This window comes from Pseudomonas sp. NFX98 (assembly GCF_047784845.1).
Classification (GTDB): domain Bacteria; phylum Pseudomonadota; class Gammaproteobacteria; order Pseudomonadales; family Pseudomonadaceae; genus Aquipseudomonas.
The window spans coordinates 81,568-100,422 of record NZ_JBLNNF010000002.1; the positions used below are offsets into that span (position 1 = coordinate 81,568).

At 58.4% G+C, this 18,855-nt stretch carries 17 protein-coding genes and 2 pseudogenes; 11 read left to right on the forward strand and 8 right to left on the reverse strand.

Annotated elements, in window-relative coordinates; translation table 11 throughout:
* Positions 1-202: 202 nt before the first annotated feature.
* Positions 203-968, forward strand: a pseudogene (locus ACM110_RS02795) (transposase); the annotation flags it as partial.
* 277 nt (positions 969-1,245) lie between these two features.
* On the forward strand, positions 1,246-1,656 hold the full coding sequence (locus ACM110_RS02800) for a cupin domain-containing protein (RefSeq protein ID WP_338581436.1): 411 nt from the start codon (positions 1,246-1,248) through the stop codon (positions 1,654-1,656).
* Between the two features lie 37 nt (positions 1,657-1,693).
* On the opposite strand, the gene ACM110_RS02805 is transcribed toward ACM110_RS02800, so the two are convergent.
* A complete protein-coding gene (locus ACM110_RS02805) occupies positions 1,694-2,614 on the reverse strand; it encodes a LysR family transcriptional regulator (RefSeq protein WP_416126464.1) in 921 nt (306 codons plus the stop codon).
* Between the two features lie 139 nt (positions 2,615-2,753).
* On the opposite strand from ACM110_RS02805, the gene ACM110_RS02810 reads away from it, so the two are divergent.
* The 5 genes and pseudogenes from ACM110_RS02810 to ACM110_RS02830 form a co-directional block, all read left to right on the forward strand.
* Positions 2,754-3,980, forward strand: coding sequence for an MFS transporter (locus ACM110_RS02810; protein WP_416126465.1), 1,227 nt, complete (start codon positions 2,754-2,756; stop codon positions 3,978-3,980).
* Positions 3,981-4,158: 178 nt separating this feature from the next.
* Positions 4,159-7,341 carry an efflux RND transporter permease subunit gene (locus ACM110_RS02815; RefSeq protein WP_416126466.1) on the forward strand — a complete coding sequence of 1,061 codons (3,183 nt, stop codon included), beginning with the start codon at positions 4,159-4,161 and terminating at the stop codon, positions 7,339-7,341.
* A gap of 1 nt (position 7,342) precedes the next feature.
* The gene (locus ACM110_RS02820; RefSeq protein WP_416126467.1) at positions 7,343-8,521 is read left to right on the forward strand and encodes an efflux RND transporter periplasmic adaptor subunit; all 1,179 of its coding nucleotides are present in this window, start codon (positions 7,343-7,345) and stop codon (positions 8,519-8,521) included.
* On the forward strand, positions 8,514-9,932 hold the full coding sequence (locus tag ACM110_RS02825; protein WP_416126468.1) for an efflux transporter outer membrane subunit: 1,419 nt from the start codon (positions 8,514-8,516) through the stop codon (positions 9,930-9,932). The genes ACM110_RS02820 and ACM110_RS02825 overlap by 8 nt, the downstream gene beginning before the upstream one ends.
* 196 nt (positions 9,933-10,128) lie before the next feature.
* Positions 10,129-10,272, forward strand: a pseudogene (locus tag ACM110_RS02830) (VOC family protein); the annotation flags it as partial.
* A gap of 81 nt (positions 10,273-10,353) precedes the next feature.
* On the opposite strand, the gene ACM110_RS02835 reads toward ACM110_RS02830, so the two are convergent.
* On the reverse strand, positions 10,354-10,812 hold the full coding sequence (locus ACM110_RS02835) for a GNAT family N-acetyltransferase (RefSeq protein ID WP_416126469.1): 459 nt from the start codon (positions 10,810-10,812) through the stop codon (positions 10,354-10,356).
* Between the two features lie 197 nt (positions 10,813-11,009).
* On the opposite strand from ACM110_RS02835, the gene ACM110_RS02840 reads away from it, so the two are divergent.
* Both ACM110_RS02840 and ACM110_RS02845 read left to right on the forward strand, forming a co-directional pair.
* On the forward strand, positions 11,010-11,210 hold the full coding sequence (locus ACM110_RS02840; protein ID WP_416126470.1) for a hypothetical protein: 201 nt from the start codon (positions 11,010-11,012) through the stop codon (positions 11,208-11,210).
* A 33-nt stretch (positions 11,211-11,243) separates the two neighbouring features.
* Positions 11,244-11,465 (forward strand): hypothetical protein, encoded by a 222-nt coding sequence (locus tag ACM110_RS02845; RefSeq protein ID WP_416126471.1) that lies wholly within the window; start codon positions 11,244-11,246, stop codon positions 11,463-11,465.
* Positions 11,466-11,795: 330 nt separating this feature from the next.
* Here the strand turns inward: ACM110_RS02845 and ACM110_RS02850 are convergent, their stop codons facing one another.
* The 5 genes from ACM110_RS02850 to ACM110_RS02870 form a co-directional block, all read right to left on the reverse strand.
* Positions 11,796-12,854, reverse strand: coding sequence for a c-type cytochrome (locus tag ACM110_RS02850; RefSeq protein ID WP_416126472.1), 1,059 nt, complete (start codon positions 12,852-12,854; stop codon positions 11,796-11,798).
* Between the two features lie 10 nt (positions 12,855-12,864).
* Positions 12,865-13,458 (reverse strand): c-type cytochrome, encoded by a 594-nt coding sequence (locus tag ACM110_RS02855; protein ID WP_416126473.1) that lies wholly within the window; start codon positions 13,456-13,458, stop codon positions 12,865-12,867.
* Between the two features lie 72 nt (positions 13,459-13,530).
* On the reverse strand, positions 13,531-13,890 hold the full coding sequence (locus ACM110_RS02860) for a hypothetical protein (protein WP_416126474.1): 360 nt from the start codon (positions 13,888-13,890) through the stop codon (positions 13,531-13,533).
* A 70-nt stretch (positions 13,891-13,960) separates the two neighbouring features.
* Positions 13,961-14,743, reverse strand: coding sequence for an ABC transporter substrate-binding protein (locus tag ACM110_RS02865; protein WP_416126475.1), 783 nt, complete (start codon positions 14,741-14,743; stop codon positions 13,961-13,963).
* A gap of 74 nt (positions 14,744-14,817) precedes the next feature.
* A complete protein-coding gene (locus ACM110_RS02870) occupies positions 14,818-15,780 on the reverse strand; it encodes an arginase family protein (RefSeq protein WP_416126476.1) in 963 nt (320 codons plus the stop codon).
* 122 nt (positions 15,781-15,902) lie between these two features.
* Here ACM110_RS02870 and ACM110_RS02875 point away from each other — a divergent pair, with 122 nt between their 5' ends.
* A complete protein-coding gene (locus tag ACM110_RS02875; RefSeq protein ID WP_416126477.1) occupies positions 15,903-16,778 on the forward strand; it encodes a LysR family transcriptional regulator ArgP in 876 nt (291 codons plus the stop codon).
* An 11-nt stretch (positions 16,779-16,789) separates the two neighbouring features.
* Here ACM110_RS02875 and ACM110_RS02880 read toward each other — a convergent pair whose 3' ends face one another.
* Positions 16,790-17,671, reverse strand: a complete 882-nt coding sequence (locus ACM110_RS02880; protein ID WP_416126478.1) for a LysR substrate-binding domain-containing protein — start codon at positions 17,669-17,671, stop codon at positions 16,790-16,792.
* A gap of 196 nt (positions 17,672-17,867) precedes the next feature.
* Here ACM110_RS02880 and ACM110_RS02885 point away from each other — a divergent pair, with 196 nt between their 5' ends.
* A complete protein-coding gene (locus ACM110_RS02885) occupies positions 17,868-18,773 on the forward strand; it encodes an MBL fold metallo-hydrolase (protein WP_416126479.1) in 906 nt (301 codons plus the stop codon).
* The last annotated feature ends 82 nt before the right edge of the window (positions 18,774-18,855 follow it).

Here is an 18,855-nt window from a genome sequence, read left to right on the forward strand (position 1 = left end):
GGACGGTGGCTGAGCCTTAAAGTGTCAGCTTCTAGACTCACCGGGTGAACGCTATGGGTTGTGGATTCAATCGGTCGCGGCAGGCAACAATCGGCATTAGAAGCCATTCGTGACCGGCAATGTTCGGCCGATTCTGTTGAAAGTAGCTCCCCTGTCTCGCCTGCGGCAAAATTGCTTCATTGGCCGGCGGGGATCACACTGCATGATGGGACAGTTATCGAGTGGGCAGGAGCGACTGTTTTACTCGTTCAACCTTGAAGATCACATCCCCGCCAATCACCTTCTGCGCAGCATTGATCGGTGTCTCGATCTGAGCGATTTGCGCCATCACCTCGCCGACTTCTACAGCCCGATTGGGCGCCCGTCGATTGATCCTGAATTGATGATCCGCATGTTGATCGTGGGCTATTGCTACGGCATTCGCTCAGAGCGGCGGTTGTGCGAAGAGGCCCATTTGAACTTGGCGTATCGCTGGTTCTGCCGATTGAGCCTTGAAGATGAAGTCCCCAATCACTCGACCTTTTCCAAAAACCGACACGGCCGTTTTCTGGACAGCGATCTGTTTCGCTGTGGAACCCACACCGGTTCATCGAACCGCAGAAGTCGAGAGCACCAAGACGATGATCGATCGCGTTGAGGCGCAGTTCGACATCAAGCCGGAACGCCTCATTGGCGACACCGCTTACGGTACCGCGCCGATGCTGGCCTGGATGGTGGAGGAAAAAGACATCGAGCCGCATGTGCCGGTGTGGGACAAAACCGAGCGCAAGAACGACAGCTTTTCGAGTAACGATTTCCGCTGGAATGAAGAGACTGAGGAATACTGCTGCCCGGCTGGCAATGCATTACGTAGCGAATGGCGAGCCTTCAAGAACGAGCGTTCGCACGTCACCAAAGCCAACACCATCATCTTCCGATCAAGACAGACCGACTGCGCGACATGTCCGATGAAAGCCAAGTGCTGCCCGATGTTGGCCCGATTTTATCGGTGAATGTGACGGCGGAGCTCCTAGCTTCCATCCGGATTTCCAGGCCAACTATACTTTTTTTCTCACTGTCGATCGGGTCACACCGAGAGAGGCGGCCGCTGCGGTTAAGCTTCCAGGCTACACCGTGTAGACAAATGCAACGATCTCACCAAATCTGCTGGCTTCCCCGTGTAGCTTTACTCCAGGGCATGCATCGAGTGTATGCGGAGCATGAAGCCCCCACGGTCACCTGTTCATTTATCAATAGGACTGAATCATGATCCTAAAGCGCATAGGCTCGCAGCCATCGATAAAAGCCCCTGAAGCGTACTTCACGGGCACCGTCCGTATGGACCCACTCAACTCCCCTCCTGAACCCGCCCGAGCGTCCATCGTCAGCGTCACCTTTGAACCCGGTGCTCGTAGCGCCTGGCATACCCATCCGCTGGGCCAGACGCTGATTGTCACCGCAGGCTGTGGCTGGACGCAGTGTGAAGGCGAACCGATCGTAGAAATTCGTGCCGGCGATGTCATCTGGTGCCCACCGGGCCACAAACACTGGCACGGAGCAAGCGCAACCACTGCCATGACCCACATTGGCGTCCAGGAAGCATTGGACGGTGTGAGTGTCGTCTGGATGGAAAAAGTCACCGACGAGGAATATAACGTCGGCCCGCCTGGCGAATGATTTGACGCCATTCATGACAGCGACGTTTTACATACTGTCAGAGGATCACTGTGTGTTGCCCCACCCGCGACGTACGAATCCGCAACCGCGGCGTCACAAAATCAAAGAACGCGCGCAGCTTCAACGGCAGCGGTGTTTGCCCTTTGTGCACGAGGTTGATGGGCAAGGGCGCTGATTCAAATTCATCGAGCACGATACTTAGTTCATTGTCTCGTACCGAGTCTGCGACCTGGTAGGACAGCACACGGATCACGCCAACCCCAAGAATCGCCGCTGCGATAGCCGCTTCAGCGGTATTGACGGTAAACCGTGAATGCACGGGCACGGACAGCTCTGACTTGCCAGCGCCAAACACCCAGGCGCGCATGGACGCGAGGACTTCAAAGGTGATGCAGTCATGCCCGGCGAGATCTTGTGGTGTGGTCGGCACGCCATGGGTTGCCAGGTAGGCCGGACTCGCGCAGACAACACGGCGCACTGTTCCGACTTCCGTGGCCATGAGCATGCTGTCCGGCAGTTCGCCAATTCGCACTGCGACATCAGCGTGTTCGTCCATCAGATGCACGACGCGATCGGTCAACACCAGGTTGATGTCAATCTCCGGGTAGTGCGCCAGAAATTCCGCCACAACTGGCACCACGTGCAAGCGCCCGAACACGACCGGGGCGGTGACCACCAGTTCGCCTTTAGGGCTGGCGTATTCACCCGTCGCTGCGCGTTCGGCTTCGCCAATGTCTTCGAGAATGCGTCTGCAGGCCGCCACATAGGAGTCGCCGGCTTCGGTTAACGAAAGCTGTCGCGTCGTCCGATGCAACAGGCGTGTGTGCAGATGTGCTTCCAGTTCCGCCACCTTCCGGCTGACGGTTGTCAGGGGCATGCCGAGGCGACGCGCGGCCGCCGACAGACTGCCCGCATCAACGACGGCGATGAGGATAGACATGGATTCAAGACGATTCATCAGACTCTACCAAATTCTGGAAGGATGCTTCCCAAGCTTATGGGATTCTCTTGATAAATACGAGTAGGTAAGGTTCAACCCTGACCTCCCGCCCGTGGCGTCCCGCTGCACAAATTGGGGAGATTGAAAGGAGAGTGCCGTGAGCGGCCTGCCCAATATATCTGCTAGTTCACCTGCGCCCGCGGTAGCGTCGCGCGGCAAGATCATCATGATGGCGATCATCGCTGGCGCGGTGATCACTAACATCTACGCCACTCAACCGATCCTGCCGTTGATCTCGTCGGACCTGGGGATCGGCCTGACGACGGTCGATCTCGTCGCCGGCGCAGCGCTGCTTGGCTTCGCATTCGGGCTAGCCTTTCTGTTGCCGCTGGGTGACCGTTTTGATCGGCGCAAGCTAGTGCTTGGGCAGATTGCGGTCGCTTTTTTATTCGGCCTCGCGGCGGCGTTTGCGCCTGGCATCTGGGCGCTCATCGCTGCGTCTTTTGGCCTTGGCGTCGTCAGTTGCGTGCCCCAACAACTCGTGCCCTTCGCCGCGGTGATGTCGCGGCCGCAAGAGCGCGGGCGCTCGGTCGGCACCGTGGTCAGCGGCATCATGGTTGGCATCCTGCTTGGGCGCACAATCAGCGGCGTAGTTGGGGAAGCCTGGGGATGGCGCGCGGTCTACGGCGTGGAAGCAGCGTTCATGATCCCGGTGTTTATAGCTGCGGCGATGCTTCTGCCGCGGGGGGTGCCTACCACCACCCTGTCCTACGGAAAACTGCTCGCGTCGCTCTGGCCACTGGCGCGCGACAATCGCTCGATCCGCGAATCAATGATGGTCCAGGCGCTGTTGTGGGCATGTTTTAACGCCTTTTGGGTCAACCTTGCTGCGCTCCTGAGCGATGGTCCCTGGCACCTTGGCAGTGCGTGGGCGGGCGGCTTCGGCATCATCGGAGCAGCCGGTGCGCTTGCAGCTTCACTGGGTGGTCGCGCCACTGACCGGCTGGGCTCGCGGACTGTGATTGGGGCAAGCATCGGCATCGTTACCCTGGCTTTCCTGCTCCTCGCTGGGGCGCAGTCCTCGATTATTTTCCTGGTAATCGGCGTTATTGTTCTCGATATCGGCGTGCAGTCGGGACTGGTGTCCAACCAGACTCGCGCCTTCGCAGTCGATCCAAAAGCACAAGGTCGCATCAACAGCCTCTATATGACCGCCACCTTCCTCGGCGGCGCGCTAGGCGTGACCATCAGCGGCTGGCTGATGACCCATTACGGCTGGCCGGGCATCGTGGTCTTCGGTATTGCGCTAGGGCTGATTGCGTTGGCCATCCACTGGCTCGGTGCGCCGCGCCGTCAGGCAAGCGCGGACGTCGGCGTGCGATAAGGAAAATCAGATTACCGATACCCGTAGGAACAGGGTTTGTACGCGAGCCGCTCCTATGGGCTTGGTCGGCTTACACCTTCTTGCTGCATAACACCCACAAACGCGTTGTCCTGAATGTCGAGGTATGGGCTTCTCCCCCGCGCCTCGATTTCTTATAACGCTTATCCGGAATCCTCCCATGCTAGGCCTTGTGCGCGTTGCTTTGAGACGGCCGTATACCTTTGTCGTGCTCGCCATCCTGATCCTCATCGTCGGGCCTCTGGCGGCCCTGCGGACACCCACGGATATTTTTCCGGAAATCCGCATTCCGGTGATTGCGGTCATCTGGCAATACACCGGGCTGTCACCGGATCAGATGGCGGGCCGCATTACCTCGCCGTTCCAGCGGGTATTGACCACCACGGTCAGCGACATTCGCCATCTCGAAGCGCAGTCGTTCAATGGCTATGGCATCGTCAAGGTGTTTTTCCAGCCGGGAGTGAACATTGCCACGGCTAATGCGCAACTGACCTCGGTGTCGCAGTTCATGTTGCGTAATCTGCCGCCGGGCACGGTGCCACCGTTGATCCTCAGTTACAGCGCCTCGACAGTGCCCATTGTGCAACTGGCCCTGTCGGGCAAGAACCTCAGCGAGCAGAAGCTGGGCGACCTGGGCCTGAACAGCGTGCGCCTGCCATTGACCACGGTGCCCGGCGCGTCAGTGCCATTTCCGTACGGCGGCAAGTCTCGACAAGTGCAGATTGATCTCGACCCGGCCCAGATGCAGGCGCGAGGGCTGTCGGCGCAGGACGTCGCCACGGCGCTGGCGCAGCAAAACCAGATTACACCCGTGGGCACGCAGAAGATCGGCAGCTACGAATACACCCTGCAATTGAACAACTCGCCCGTGGCCTTCAAGGACCTGGAAGACCTGCCGATCAAGACCGCCAACGGCACCACGGTGTTGATTCGCGATATCGGCACGGTCAAGGACGGCAACCCGCCTCAGACCAACATCGTCAATGTCAACGGCAGCCGTTCGGTGCTGATTCCGGTGTTCAAGACCGGTTCGGCCTCGACCCTCGGGGTGATCGCCGGAATCAAGAGCAAGCTTTCCGACGTCAAGGCGCAGTTCCCGGAAAACCTCAGCATCGAACCGATCGGCGACCAATCGCTGTTCGTCCGCGCGGCGATCAGTGGAGTGGCCCGGGAAGGGTTGATTGCGGCCGGTTTGACCAGCCTGATGATTCTGCTGTTCCTCGGCAGCTGGCGTTCGACGGTGATCATCGCGGTGTCGATCCCCCTGGCAATCCTGGCCTCGATCACCGCGCTCTCAGCCTTGGGTGAAACCCTCAACATCATGACCCTGGGGGGGCTGGCGCTGGCCGTCGGGATCCTGGTGGACGATGCCACGGTGACCATCGAAAACATCAATTGGCACCTGGAACAGGGCAAATCCGTCGAGGACGCGATCATGGACGGCGCCGCGCAGATCGTGACCCCGGCGTTCGTCTCGCTGCTGTGTATCTGCATCGTGTTCGTGCCGATGTTCTTCCTCGAAGGGGTGGCGCGTTTCCTGTTCGTGCCGATGGCCCTGGCGGTGATCTTCGCCATGATCGCTTCGTTCATCCTGTCGCGGACCCTGGTACCGACCATGGCCAACTACCTGCTCAAACCCCATGTGCCGGGTGAAGGCAGCACACGCAGTCGCAATCCGCTGGTGCTTTTCCAGCGTGGGTTCGAGGTGCGTTTCGAGCGCATCCGCCAGAGCTATCACGGCCTGCTGCAGGTGGCGCTGGAGCATCGCAAGATCGTGCTGCTCACGGTGTTCGGCTTCATCTTCGTGTCCTTTGCGCTGGTGCCGTCCCTGGGTCGAAACTTCTTCCCGGCGGTGGATTCCGGGCAGATCCTGATGCACGTCCGCACCCCGGTCGGCACGCGCCTGGAGACCACCAACCGCACCATCGCGCAGGTCGAAGAAGCGATTCGCCGGATCATCCCGGCCGAGGAGCTCAATGCCCTGGTGGACAACATCGGCCAGCCCATCAGCGGCATCAATATGGCCTACAACAACACCGGCACCATCGGCGCCCAGGACGGCGATGTGCAGATCAGCCTCACGGAGGGCCACGGGCCGACCGCCGACTACGTCCGCCATTTGCGCGAACAACTGCCACGGCAGTTCCCCGAGGTGGTGTTTTCGTTCCCGCCGGCGGACATCGTCGGGCAGATTCTCAATTTCGGCACCCCGGCGCCGATCGATCTGGAAATCATCGGCGGCAACCTGCCGGCCAACTACGCCTACGCCGACACCCTGTTGCGGGAGATTCGTCGGGTCCCTGGCGTTGTCGATGCGCGGATCCAGCAGTCGCAGCAATTGCCGACCTTCAACATCAACGTTGACCGTACGCGGGCGCAACTGGTGGGGATCAGCGAGCGCGATGTGACCAATAGCCTGGTGGTCAACCTGGCCGGTTCCAGCCAGGTGGCGCCGACGTTCTGGCTCAACACCGCCAACGGCGTGTCGTACCCGATCGTGCTGCAGACGCCGCAGTCGAGCCTCGACACGCTGGCGGCGCTGCGCAACCTGCCGCTCTCATCGGCCTCTACCGCAGCGGGCAGCAACGGGCAGATCCTCGGCGGGTTGGCTACAGTGGAGCGGACCCGCAACCATTCGGTGGTAACGCAGTCGGACATCCAGCCGATGGTGCAAATCCTGACCTCGATCCAGGGCCGTGACCTGGGCGGTGTCGCCGCCGATATCCAGAAGATCCTCGCCGCCCACGTCAATGACCTGCCGAAGGGTTCGAAGGTAGCGTTGCAAGGGCAGATCACCACGATGAACAGTGCGTTCAGCGGCATGCTGTTCGGCCTGCTCGGCGCGGTGGTGCTGATCTACCTGTTGATCGTGGTCAACTTCCAGTCCTGGAGCGACCCGTTCGTGATCATCACCGCGCTGCCGGCGGCGCTGGCCGGCATCGTCTGGATCCTGTTCGTCACCCACACGCCGTTGTCGGTACCCGCCCTGACCGGGGCAATCATGTGCATGGGGGTGGCCACCGCCAACGCGATCCTGGTGGTGAGTTTCTGCCGCGAATGCCTGGCCGAACATGGCGATCCGGTGATGGCGGCGCTGGAAGCCGGGTTCAGCCGTTTCCGTCCGGTACTGATGACCGCGATCTCGATGATCATCGGCATGTCGCCCATGGCGATGAGCCTGGGTGAAGGCGGCGAGCAGAACGCGCCGCTGGGCCGTGCCGTGATCGGCGGGCTGAGCTTTGCCACCGCCGCGACCCTGTTCCTGGTGCCGCTCATTTTCAGTCTTGTCCACGCGCGCCAGGGTCATGCCCGCGTTCAGACCACTGCTATTGAAGGGTTTTGACATGCATACCGACACTGCTCCATCTCATCCTCGCAAAAGCCGCGCTCGCATTGGCCTGTTGTTGACGCTGATTGTCCTGATCGCCATCGTTGCGTTCGGCATGACCGGGCGCGCCAGTGAGTCCGCGGCCTTGCAGACCTGGACCGAAAAACAGGCGCTGCCCAATGTCCTGTTGGTCAAGGCACTGGCCGTGCCCCAGGCGCCTGCGCTGGTATTGCCCGGACGCCTGGAAGCCTGGTCGCGGGCGGCGATCTTTGCCAGGGTCGGCGGTTACCTGAAGTCGTGGAAAGCCGACATCGGTACCCGGGTCAAGACCGGGCAGCTACTCGCTGAAATCGATACCCCGGAACTGGACCAGCAGCTGTTGCAGGCCCGCGCCGACCTGGCCACCGCCAAAGCCAATGCGACCCTGGCCGGCACCAGTGCCAAGCGCTGGCAGGCAATGCTGGCGTCGGACTCGGTTTCGAAACAGGAAGTCGACGAGCGCAACGGCGATCTGGCGGCGAAACAGGCACAGGTGATGGCGGCCCAGGCCAACGTTGAACGACTGACCGCGACCAAGGGTTTTCAGCGCCTGGTCGCGCCGTTTGACGGGGTGGTCACCGCACGCACCACCGATGTCGGCGCGCTGATCAACGCTGGCAACAGCAGTGGCGGACAAGAGTTGTTCGCCGTGTCCGAGGTCAGTCGCCTGCGGGTCTATGTGCAGGTGCCGCAGTCCTATGCGGCGCAGATCAAACTCGGCAGCAGCGCGCAAATCAGCGTGCCGGAATACCCGAAGGAAGTGTTCCTGGCCACGGTCATCGCGTCCGCCGATTCGGTCAGTGCGGCGTCCGGTACCACGCTGGTGCAACTGCAAGTCGATAACCAGCCCGCCCGTCTGCTGCCAGGGGCTTACACCAGCGTGCGCTTTGCACTGCCGGCGCAAGCCGATGCGCTGCGGATTCCCGCCAGCGCCTTGCAATACGACGATCGCGGCCTGCGGGTCGCGACTCTGGATGCTCAGGATCGCGTGTTGTTCAAGACCGTGACCATCGCCCGGGATTTCGGTGACAGCGTTGAAATCGGCAGCGGTCTCAGCGCGACCGACCGGATCATCGACACGCCACCCGATGCCCTGAGCGACCAGGACGCGGTGCAGATCTCATCGGCCAGCGCCGAGGGCAATCCCCATGGTTAAGCACAGCCTGCTGTTCGCCGCGCTGTTGGTCATCGGCGCCTGCTCGTTGGCGCCGCACTATGAAACGCCGCCCGTGCCGACGCCGGAGCAATTCAAGACCCGTGGTATCTGGAGCACCGCCACCCCCAGCGATCACATCAACCGCGACGGCTGGTGGCAGGTCTACAAGGACCCGCAATTGGACGCCCTGCAACAGCAGTTGCTGGCCAACAACCCGAACCTCAGTGCCGCGCTCGCCCACTATCAGCAGGCGCAGGCCTATGTCAGCCAGGTCAGCTCCGCTGAGTTGCCAACGGTCAAAGGCATCGGCAGTGCCCAACGCAATCGCCAGTCCGATACCCGACCGCTGCGTGCCAGCAGCACCGGGGACGTTTACAACGCCGGTACGCTGGGCCTGCAGGTGGACTATGAAATCGATCTATGGGGACGCGTACGCGATTCGGTGGCCGCCGGCACCGATGAAGAGCAGGCATCGCGCGCCGATCTGGCCTCGGTACGCCTGAGCCTGCAGGCGCAACTGGCTGACAACTACATCCGCCTGCGCGGGCTGGACCAGCAAACGAGGCTGCTCAGCGAAACCAGCGCGGCGTTTTCCCGGGCATTGGAGCTGACCCAGGGTCTTCATGACGGTGGCATTGTGTCCGGACTGGACGTCTCTCGCGCCAACGCACAACTGTCCTCGGCAAAATCGCTGCTTAAACAGAACCAGGTGCAGCGCGCTTTGCTGGAGCACGCGATCGCCGCGCTGGTGGGAACCTCGGCGTCGACCTTCAGTCTTGAACAACGGGCCGCCACGCTGCTGGTGCCAATGGTGCCCCCCGGGGTTCCGTCGGCGTTGTTGCAACGCCGTCCAGACGTTGCCGCGGCCGAACGGCGTGTGGAGGCAGCCAATGCGCGCATCGGCGTGGCGCGCAGTGCCTGGTTTCCGGCACTGACGTTAAGTGCTCAAGGGGGTTACCAGAGCAATGAATTCGCCAATCTCCTGAGCGCACCCAACCTGTTTTGGGCCATCGGCCCGTCGTTGGCCGTTACGCTGTTGGACGGTGGTCTGCGTAAGGCACAAATCGATTCGGCCACGGCCGCCACCGCCGAAGCGGCGGGCAAATACCGTGCCCAGGTCCTGGCCGCGTTCCAGCAGGTGGAAAACAACCTGTCGATCATCGACGGCCTGGGCTCGGCGCTGGACGATCAGCGCGCGGCGGCAGAGGCTGCGCAGTTCACGGAAAACCTGTCGATGGCCCGTTACAAACAGGGTGCGGTCCGTTACCTCGATGTCGTGGTGGCGCAGACCGCTTCGTTGCAGACCCAGCGCAACGTGCTCGACTTGCAGACGCAACAGTTGGCGGCGAGCGTCGCCCTGATCAAGGCATTGGGTGGTGGATGGGACACCCAGGAGCTGTCAGCCAAGTGATGTCCGGCTCATCCAGTGCAGCCTGCAGTAATGCGGATATGAAAAACCGGTTACCTGGGTCTTCTGAACCGCCGAATAATGAACCGCGGGCTCGTTAGTGTGAAAGGACGGCGCAATGCCAAATCCCTGGAGAAAGCGCAACAGCACCGATAATGTTGGTGCCCATAGGCCCAACTGCGAAAATGCCGGTAAGCAACCACTCTATCGAGAATGCAAAGACACTTGGTATCGGGCTGATAATGTAGAAGTCGGCCAGCGCGAGTTCATCGTCCAGGATCCCGATGGCTATCTCGTAAGATTGGTAGAACGTTTGGGTGAGCGACCGGTTTGTTCAAACTGAGCACTGGCTGGAGGCGAGCGTCCGCTTTGGGCCATATGCGCTCATTCGCTACAACGCCCCTTGGTCGGCTAAACCTCTCAATCAAAGCGTTTTTTCAAAGTAGACGCGATCGAATCCATCCTCCGAACGCCGCTCGACTTCCACATAACCCAGTCGTGGATAAATAGACAGATTGTCGGTCATCTTCACATTCGTGTAGAGATGAACGCTGCCAAGGCCCAAGCGCAACGCTTGGGCCTCGCAAAATTGAACGAGTGACTTGCCGATACCTTTCCCACGCCCGGCTTCAGACACGGCCACGTTTTCGAGAAACATATGCTGATCCACCGGAAAGAAGACTATGAAGCCTCGCAGTTCTTCTTGTTCTCCAGTGGATAGGTAAACGTAGCCTGCCGCAATCTGTGCCCTGAAATCCGCCAGCATCGGTGCAGGCTTTTGTCCTATCACGCAAACATACTGGGCATACGCTTGCTCGGCACAAGCGCGCACAGCGACCTCATCGTCTGCAACTGCCTGGCGGATCATATGTCGTTCGTTCATGGCAAATCCTGATGAAAAAACTATGTGATTCTGGCTTGGAATAAACGTAACCGTAGAAGTACCGCAAGCATGCCCATCGACACGGCGCGGCCAACGTTATACTAAAAATTGCGTCCTGCATCCTTGGCCTGTCCCGCAAGTATCTCGAAACTACAGATGCTTGGCGCATTGGCCGCTGGAACAAAGCCGAAGGAGGGATGAGCTTGTCAAACCCGGGAAATGGCAAGTCACTCATAATCCTGACCGTGATGATATTTGGTCTGAGCTACGGCTTGAGCGCTCCTTTGATCGCCATAAAGTTGACCGCCGCGGGTTTCAGCGAGCTGTATGTTGGAATCAACGCGGCGATGCAGGCAGTGGGTGTCTTTGCCGTTGCGCCTTTACTGCCCATGTTATGACACCCTCCTGCAAGACGCGAAAAGGTAATCAGCATGATACAAATCGCGTTGCTGTTGTTTGGAGCCGAGTTCGTGCGCACGAAAGCCAAATTCATCGCGCTGATGGGTTTGCTTTGGAGCCTGAGAAGCGCCGGGGTACTGATCGACCTGCTCATTGGTGCGACTCGGACCGAAAGATTCTGTTTCGTCAGTACAACAATCACGCCTTGGAACGTTTCTGGCGCACGTACAGCCGCAATGAAAGCTACAACCTGACTTATCGCAACTGCTCCAGCAGTGTCGCCTACACACTGGAGGCCTCTCTCGATGGAGTACTGGCCTCACGGGGCAAGCATTGGCGAGCCAGCCTGCGCACTCTTTTCATGCCTGAGCTTTGGGTGCAGCGCAAGTACGCAAAAGGGCGCTGACCATGGCCTGGACACCTGGCCTGCTGATGGATTACGCCGCAGCACTGAGGGCCGTCGTCCACCCGGATAGAAATTCTCGATCACAGGGCAGTGAACGCCAGCTGCAAAATCAGGAGCCGTGAATGTGCTTCGCCATAGTCTGTGAGTCCACTGCCGAACCGTCTTAAAGTGAAATCGATTAATTGCCCTTCGGTTTACTCGTCAGCGGAAGCGCTTCACGCCCTAAAATCTCGCCATCCACAGTTTGCCCATAGAAGCATTGCTCCCCGCTATGAAACGTTTTAGCCGTGCTGGCAACGTTGCCTTTAAACCGCGGATCTTGCGGGCGCTCCTGACTGTTTACATAGGCGGCTACATCCCAGGCCTGTTGCGCACTGAGCTGGACGGATTTACCCAGCGGCATGTTCTCGAAAATGAATTGAGCCGCTGTATTGATTCGATGCATGCCAGCCCCCCAATTATAGGAATCATCACCCCATAGTGCAGGCATGATCGGCGCGCCCCCCATCTTGGTGCCCTCTCCTTTCGCGCCATGACAAACAGCACAGTGCTGAACGTAAACCGGATGTCCTCGATCCGGAGAAGGTGGGGACTGTGGTGCGGGAATCGTTGCGAACCCCCGACCGGGCATGTTCCGACGGCCGACAGTATTTATCGTTTGCGCTATCGGCTCAGGCAGTTCAAATGAGTTGTCGCTGCCACCCAGCTGAAGCTCCGTGTCAGTCAGTTCAGGCACTGGTGCGTCAGTCATACCGGACTTATCCAGCAATCCCCCCATCAGCATCCAGTACGAATAAGCGGATATCGCCACCAGTTCCGGCGAATCCAGGGCAGGTGCCTTGCCGTTTATTGAGTAGTTGAAACAGGCTTGAACTCGCTCTGCAAAAGTGTCGACGTGATTATCTTTCACGCGAAAGACCGGATACGCGAGATAGGCTGCCCACAATGGAGCCGAATAGGCTTTTGCGCCGTTGCCCAGATGACAATTGGTACAGTTGAGCTGGTTGCCGACATAACTTCCTTTCAATTGTTGAGTATCGACAAACAGTTCATATCCTCGCCGCACCTTGTCACCAAAAACCCCTTTGGGGATGCTTGTCAGCGCGCGAGGCGCGAAGTCGATGGGCGTGACACTCTTGGCCTGTCCCTGGACTTGCACATTCATGTCTGGCCCCTCTGCCATGGCCTGCAAGGGAAAAAACATCCACACCGCCATCAACCTGTGCCCGGTCATCATCGACTTCTCCTTATCGAATACCTGAAAGGTAGCCAGACAACGCATCGATGTCCTGCGCACTCAACTTCTGAGCGATGTTGCCCATCATGTTGTCCGGATCACCGCTTCGCTGACGACTTTTCCAGGCCAATAGCTGCTCTTTCAAATAAGCAGCCTGTTGTCCGGCCAACCGAGGAAACGGACCGCTACCGATAGCGCTTGGACCGTGGCAGCTGTAACAAGCCGGGAGATCGCGCCGCAAGTCACCCTGGTAGTAAAGTTGCTCAGCAAGCAGCGTATCGACTTGCGCCCCACGTAAGCGCAACGTGAGCGTTGTGCCCTGCCCGGCGAAATATGTTGTGACTTGATTGCGTAATTTCACATCGCTGTAGCCTTGCGCAATGGCAGACATCACTGCATTGCTACGCCGGCCGGCAATGAAGTTCTCGATCTGGGCACTGAGGTAGGGCTCGGAAAGTCCAGCCAGCATTGGACCTTGGGGCGTTCCCTCACCCTTTGCGCCATGACAGGCAACGCACGCCTGAACTTCTGGCGGCGCATCCAAAGCACTGGCCTCCGTTATCACCCACACCCCTAAAAGCACGATCACCTTTGAAATCGGCATATCGTTTCTCCAGCTCACGAGCGAAGTCACTGTCAACCTAGTACAGGTAGTGGGAGTTGGCCGCTCTATTGATCACCCAAGGGGACTGCCATGATTACCAAACCGATGCAAAGCAAGCGGCAATAGTTCTGATGGCCATTTTTTCCGTTCAGCGACGCCCTCCAGACAAATCGTTAGATCACTCTCCACCCAACAGATAAACACGCCGCCTTTTCGTAACCGTGGATGACTGAACGGTTTGCAGGTTTCCTGTATCGGCGGTACCGCGCCCGAGGGCTGAATGCACTTGAGGATTGAAAAGAATCCGGCGGTGGTGATAGCCCGCTCCTGCACCCTGTAGTGATCAGCGTTGACCGCCGGAACCGGATTACCTGTGTTGCTCGCGTCGAACAAATGCTCCAGCGCGAACAACTCAACTTCATCGAGCTGCATATATTCCTCTTGTTTGGTTAAGAACCCCCTGAAACCATAGTTCCAGGGGGCCTCTGCTAACTAAACACCCTCAATTACCGCACACTTCAAACTTGAAATACTTCTCCTGCAGACGTTTGCAGGTGCCATTGGCGTGAACCGCAGCAATCGCCGAATTGAGCTGTTCCAGCAGCGCTTTATCACCCTTGCGCACCGCAATGCCGTTGCCATCGCCAAAGTATTTCGGGTCATCGAAGTCAGGCCCGACCACTGCGAAACCTTTACCGGAGTCGGTATTGAGGAAGCCTTCGTAGATATTCACGACATCGGCCAGCCCGGCATCCAGTCGCCCCGCCACCAGATCCAGAAACAACTGGCCCTGAGAGCCGTAACGCACCACATCGACCCCGGCTGGGGTCAGTACCTCGGAGGCAAAACGGTCGTTGGTAGTGCCTTGCTGTACACCGACCTTTTTCCCCTTGAGATCGACCAGAGGATTATTGATGACCGATCCCGATTTCATGACCAGGTTGGCCGGCATGCTTCGATAGTATTGCTGAGTGAAATCCACGGACTTCAAGCGTTCCGAGGTAATCAACATCGAAGAAAGAATGGCATCTATCTTTCTAACTTTAAGTGAAGGGATCAGCCCGTCGAACTCCTGATCGACCCACACGCACTTGACTTTCATCTGCTCGCAGATTGCATTGCCGATATCAAAATCAAAACCCGCCGTGCCGCCATCGGCTGTCTTGTAGGAGAACGGTGGATAGCTGGGTTCTATCCCGATGCGCACTGTTCTGGACTCTTCCGAAACTGCCAGCGTCGACGTCAGGGCGAGCGCGAAGAGTCCGATCAACTTGATCATACTCATGATGGATATTCCTGTTTTTTATTGGACTTGGGGAAAGTAAGCAGATGCAACTGCGTCGGTTTTAAATCGATGACTCACTTGCGATGACGGTAAGCGCCGCCATGACCCCATGAAGCACCCAGCACGTTCAGGATCATTCTGCCGGCGGTGATGCAGGTGATGGCATTGCTGGCATCGAAGCTGGGCGCCACTTCCACGACATCCATCCCCACCACGGTGCAATCGCGCGAAACGGCCCGCAATAGCGGTGCTATCTGGTCGAAACGCAGGCCCCCCGGTGACGGTGCCAGCACACCTGGCATGCCGGAAGGGTCCAGCCCGTCGGCGTCGACGGTGATATACACCGCAGCGCCTTTGGGGATCGTGGCCAGTACCGGCTCGATGCCGCCCGCGTGAACCTGTTCTGCGGTGAAGATCCGCGATCCGTAGGCCTGTGCCGCGGCGAACTCTTCGCGTCGGGCGCTACCGGTGCCGCGCATACCGATTTGGGTCATTCCGGAAATCCACGGCTTCTCACCAGCCCAGCGCAGCGGGCTGCTGTAGCCGCGACGCACGCCATTGACCTCGGCCCGCCAGTCCAGATGCGCATCGATGTGCAGAATGTGAACAGGGGTCTGCAGTACCGACAGGGCATCCAGCGCCGGAATGGTCACACCATGATCGCCCCCCAGGATGAACACCTGCGCCCCATCACCCCAGAGGCTGGCCAGCAATTCGGTGACCTGTGCGGCGTGTTCGTCGTAGCTTCCGTTGGCCCAGGGCATGTTGCCGTAGTCGACGCAGTGAGGCGGCAGCACGCTGGACAATTCGGCGCCCAGATCGAAATCCCAATGTTCCTGCCCATCGCAGAACTGACCGGATTGCCAGCGAATGGCGTCCGGGGCACGGGCCTGGTCATTGGGATGCGGGTTGCCCGGATATGGCTCGCTGTGCGGCAGCCCGAGCAGCGCCACTTGGGTTGGCTGGGCCCTCGGATTGGTTGCGATGGGCCAGTTCAGAAAGGGCCGAACCGGGGCGTGGGTGGTGTGCGTATTCATGGTCGAAGACTCCTGTAGAAGCCGTGGCGCGTTAGCCCGGCCCATTGAGTAGACTCAACGCCGCAGGTATCCTCAAGCTAAATAAATTAGCCTATCTTTAAAAAAACTAAACCAGAGGCACCATGCTCGACACCCGTGATCTGATGACATTCCTGGCCGTCATCGAGGAAGAAAGCTTCGAGGCAGCCGCCCGAGTGCTGCATGTCACGCCGGGGGCGGTATCCCATCGGATCAAGCAATTGGAAGAGAGTGTCGGCACGCTGCTGGTCAAGCGCTTGCTGCCGACCCAAGTCACGCCAGCGGGGGAAGTCGTGCTGCGCTTGGCGCAACAGGTTCGGATGCTGCAAATGGACGCCCGCCAGGAATTGAGCGAGGCCAATAATACGGTCAGTACCCGGCTGACGATTGCCTTGAACGATGACTCACTCTCCGCCTGGTTCCTGCCGGCTATCCTGCCGGTGATCAAGGCCCATGACGTGTCGCTGGACCTGCGCATGGGCGATCACGAACACACCAATCAACTGTTGCGTGATGGCACCGCCATTGCCGCGATAACAACCGATCCCAAGCCTGTCAGAGGCTGCGAGATCAAGGCGATCGGGGCCATGCGCTACAAGGCCGTCGCGACCCGCGCGTTCCAGGAAGAGTACTTTGCCAAGGGTTTTACCCGGCAGGCGCTGGAGCGTGCGCCGACCATTCTGTTTGATCGGCAAGACACCATGAGCGAGCGCTTCTGCCAGCAACAGTTCGGCCAGTCAGTGCAAATGCCGGTGCACTACATACCCAGTTCGCGAGGCTTGATCGAAGCGGCAATGATGGGATTGGGCTGGTGCATGGCGCCGGAAAAACTGATTCGCGAAGCCTGTGAAAGTGGTCATCTAATCGAATTGGCCCCTGAGCAGATGCTGGACATCCAGTTGTTCTGGCAGGCGTTCAAGCTCAATACCCAACTGCTGAAAGAGCTCACCAAAAGCATCAGCATTCCCGTCGATGCCTGATGGGGCACTGATCAGGTACTGGAGCCGAGCCATTCGATAAACTCATCGACTTCGGGGCGGCCCCGGCTGCTGTCATTACACACACAGTAGTAGTTATGCAGGGCCGGAACGCTCAGCGTGAAGGGCTGAACCAGCCGGCCGTCATCCAGGTCCCTGGCCGACACGAGTTCATCGCTGAGGGCGACGCCAAAGCCGTCGATAGCACCCTGAAGCACCATGCCAAAATCGTCGAAATGGACATCCGTGTATTCGCGCTCATGACAACGGGCTTCGGTCAGCCAGCGCCGCCACTGCGCCCCGTCGTCTTCATGCAACAGGCGATGATGGGTAAGGTCGGACAGTTGACGAATGGCCCGGTCGCCACGCAACAACTGCGGACTGCATACGGGCGTCATGCGAATGCCGTGCAGCAGGCGCCACCAGAAACCGGCACCGGGCGGCGTTCCATAGGTCACGGCAACATCCGCACGACGCCAGTCAACCAGACCGTAGCTGACCTCGCTGATGACATTGAGCTTGATGTGACGGTTCTCATCCATAAAGGTAAACAGCCGCGCCGCCAGCCAGGAAAGACCATAGGCTCCCGGAATGGACAGGGTCAGCGGCTTGACCTCATCAGGCCTGACGGTGGCGTTGCGCAGGACCGAAACCGCCCCGCCGATCTCCCTGATCGCGCTGGCCACGTGTTTCTGCAACACCCTGCCGCTGTCGGTCAGCACCAATTGCCGCCCCTGTTTGACCAACAATTCCACGCCCAGGCTGGCTTGAAGTGCTTTCAACTGCTGGCTTACAGCGCCGGAGGTGACATGCAGTTCATCCGCCGCCGCACTGATGTTGCCCAGCCGCGCAACGCACTCGAACACCTTGAAACTGTGGAGGGGTGGCAAGCTCATTGGTGACGGCCCAGGTTAGTCGATCGTGATGGTTCGGCAGGTAATAACTGATCCCGTAGACTCCGTCAATGAAAGGCCCGCGCCGTTTTCGACCAATGTTTAGATTTTCTAACGATAAACACTTTAATACTTATCGATTGATTGGCGACCTCGTATTGGTTTTGACTGAGCGCTCCACCACGAGGAAGTTTCACCCATGAAAATCAATAATAAAAAAATAGCCTTTGCCCTCACCCTGGCTGCGGCCTTTGTTTTAAACGCTAACGCCGAAGACGCCCCAAAAGAGAAATCCAATTTCGTCGTGCATAAACTAAGCGACAACCTTTACGCCATTGGCGAACCGACTTATTACCAAGCCAATTATTCTTATCTGATTATCGGCAATGACAAGGCCTTGATGCTCGATGCCGGCGCCGAGCAAAAAGAAGACATCACCAAAATCGTCAAGAGCATCACGCAAAAACCGCTGTCCGTGCTGCCCTCGCACCTGCATTTCGACCATATCGCCGGCCTGCACAACTTCGACAGCATCTATCTGCTGGATACCGAATTCACGCGCAAATTCAAGCAGGACGATGGGCTCTACCATGTGCCGGAGTCCGTGTATCTAGGGGATTTCGATAAGTTTGTGCTCGAACCGTTTAAGGTGTCCCGCCTGGTCGAGCCCAATGAAGTGATCGACCTGGGTGGGGTCAAACTGAAGCTGCTCAGCATGCCTGGCCACACCCAGGATGAAGTGGCGCTTTATGATGAAAAGAACAACGTGCTGTTGTCAGGCGACCATCTTTATCCATCGTCGCTTTTTGTGGGCAACATGAAAGATTACGTGGCCTCGGTTTCGGCAACGCTGAATGTCATTAATAAAGACACTGCCATTTATGGCGCTCACGCGGGCTCAGATCCTAATCTGGTTCCAAAGATGACCTATGAAGAGATTGTGCTGATTCGCGACAAGTTGAAAGCGGCTGAGAACAAAACTGTTAAACCTGATCCATTCCCTGGCTCTGATTTGGTCAAGAACACTAATCTTTATAACGTTGATAAAGAGGTGAGTATTCTTTCGGATATTGAATTCAAGGATGGCAGGAAGTATGGCTACTGATTACCAACGCAGGCATTTGGGGTTGAGCCTGTGCTTGCGACCCTGTCTAGCCCTGAAATAGGTTTACACCTGTTTCACCCCA

Bases quoted from the DNA above. Each gene is read 5' to 3' on its own strand.
- ACM110_RS02870 (WP_416126476.1), bottom strand. From the start codon at position 15,780: ATGAATACGCACACCACCCACGCCCCGGTTCGGCCCTTTCTGAACTGG.
- ACM110_RS02800 (WP_338581436.1), top strand. From the start codon at position 1,246: ATGATCCTAAAGCGCATAGGCTCGCAGCCATCGATAAAAGCCCCTGAA.
- ACM110_RS02845 (WP_416126471.1), top strand. From the start codon at position 11,244: ATGATACAAATCGCGTTGCTGTTGTTTGGAGCCGAGTTCGTGCGCACG.
- ACM110_RS02875 (WP_416126477.1), top strand. From the start codon at position 15,903: ATGCTCGACACCCGTGATCTGATGACATTCCTGGCCGTCATCGAGGAA.
- ACM110_RS02855 (WP_416126473.1), bottom strand. From the start codon at position 13,458: ATGCCGATTTCAAAGGTGATCGTGCTTTTAGGGGTGTGGGTGATAACG.
- ACM110_RS02840 (WP_416126470.1), top strand. From the start codon at position 11,010: ATGAGCTTGTCAAACCCGGGAAATGGCAAGTCACTCATAATCCTGACC.
- ACM110_RS02825 (WP_416126468.1), top strand. From the start codon at position 8,514: ATGGTTAAGCACAGCCTGCTGTTCGCCGCGCTGTTGGTCATCGGCGCC.
- ACM110_RS02835 (WP_416126469.1), bottom strand. From the start codon at position 10,812: ATGAACGAACGACATATGATCCGCCAGGCAGTTGCAGACGATGAGGTC.
- ACM110_RS02815 (WP_416126466.1), top strand. From the start codon at position 4,159: ATGCTAGGCCTTGTGCGCGTTGCTTTGAGACGGCCGTATACCTTTGTC.
- ACM110_RS02885 (WP_416126479.1), top strand. From the start codon at position 17,868: ATGAAAATCAATAATAAAAAAATAGCCTTTGCCCTCACCCTGGCTGCG.
- ACM110_RS02820 (WP_416126467.1), top strand. From the start codon at position 7,343: ATGCATACCGACACTGCTCCATCTCATCCTCGCAAAAGCCGCGCTCGC.
- ACM110_RS02850 (WP_416126472.1), bottom strand. From the start codon at position 12,854: ATGATGACCGGGCACAGGTTGATGGCGGTGTGGATGTTTTTTCCCTTG.
- ACM110_RS02865 (WP_416126475.1), bottom strand. From the start codon at position 14,743: ATGAGTATGATCAAGTTGATCGGACTCTTCGCGCTCGCCCTGACGTCG.
- ACM110_RS02880 (WP_416126478.1), bottom strand. From the start codon at position 17,671: ATGAGCTTGCCACCCCTCCACAGTTTCAAGGTGTTCGAGTGCGTTGCG.
- ACM110_RS02860 (WP_416126474.1), bottom strand. From the start codon at position 13,890: ATGCAGCTCGATGAAGTTGAGTTGTTCGCGCTGGAGCATTTGTTCGAC.
- ACM110_RS02805 (WP_416126464.1), bottom strand. From the start codon at position 2,614: ATGAATCGTCTTGAATCCATGTCTATCCTCATCGCCGTCGTTGATGCG.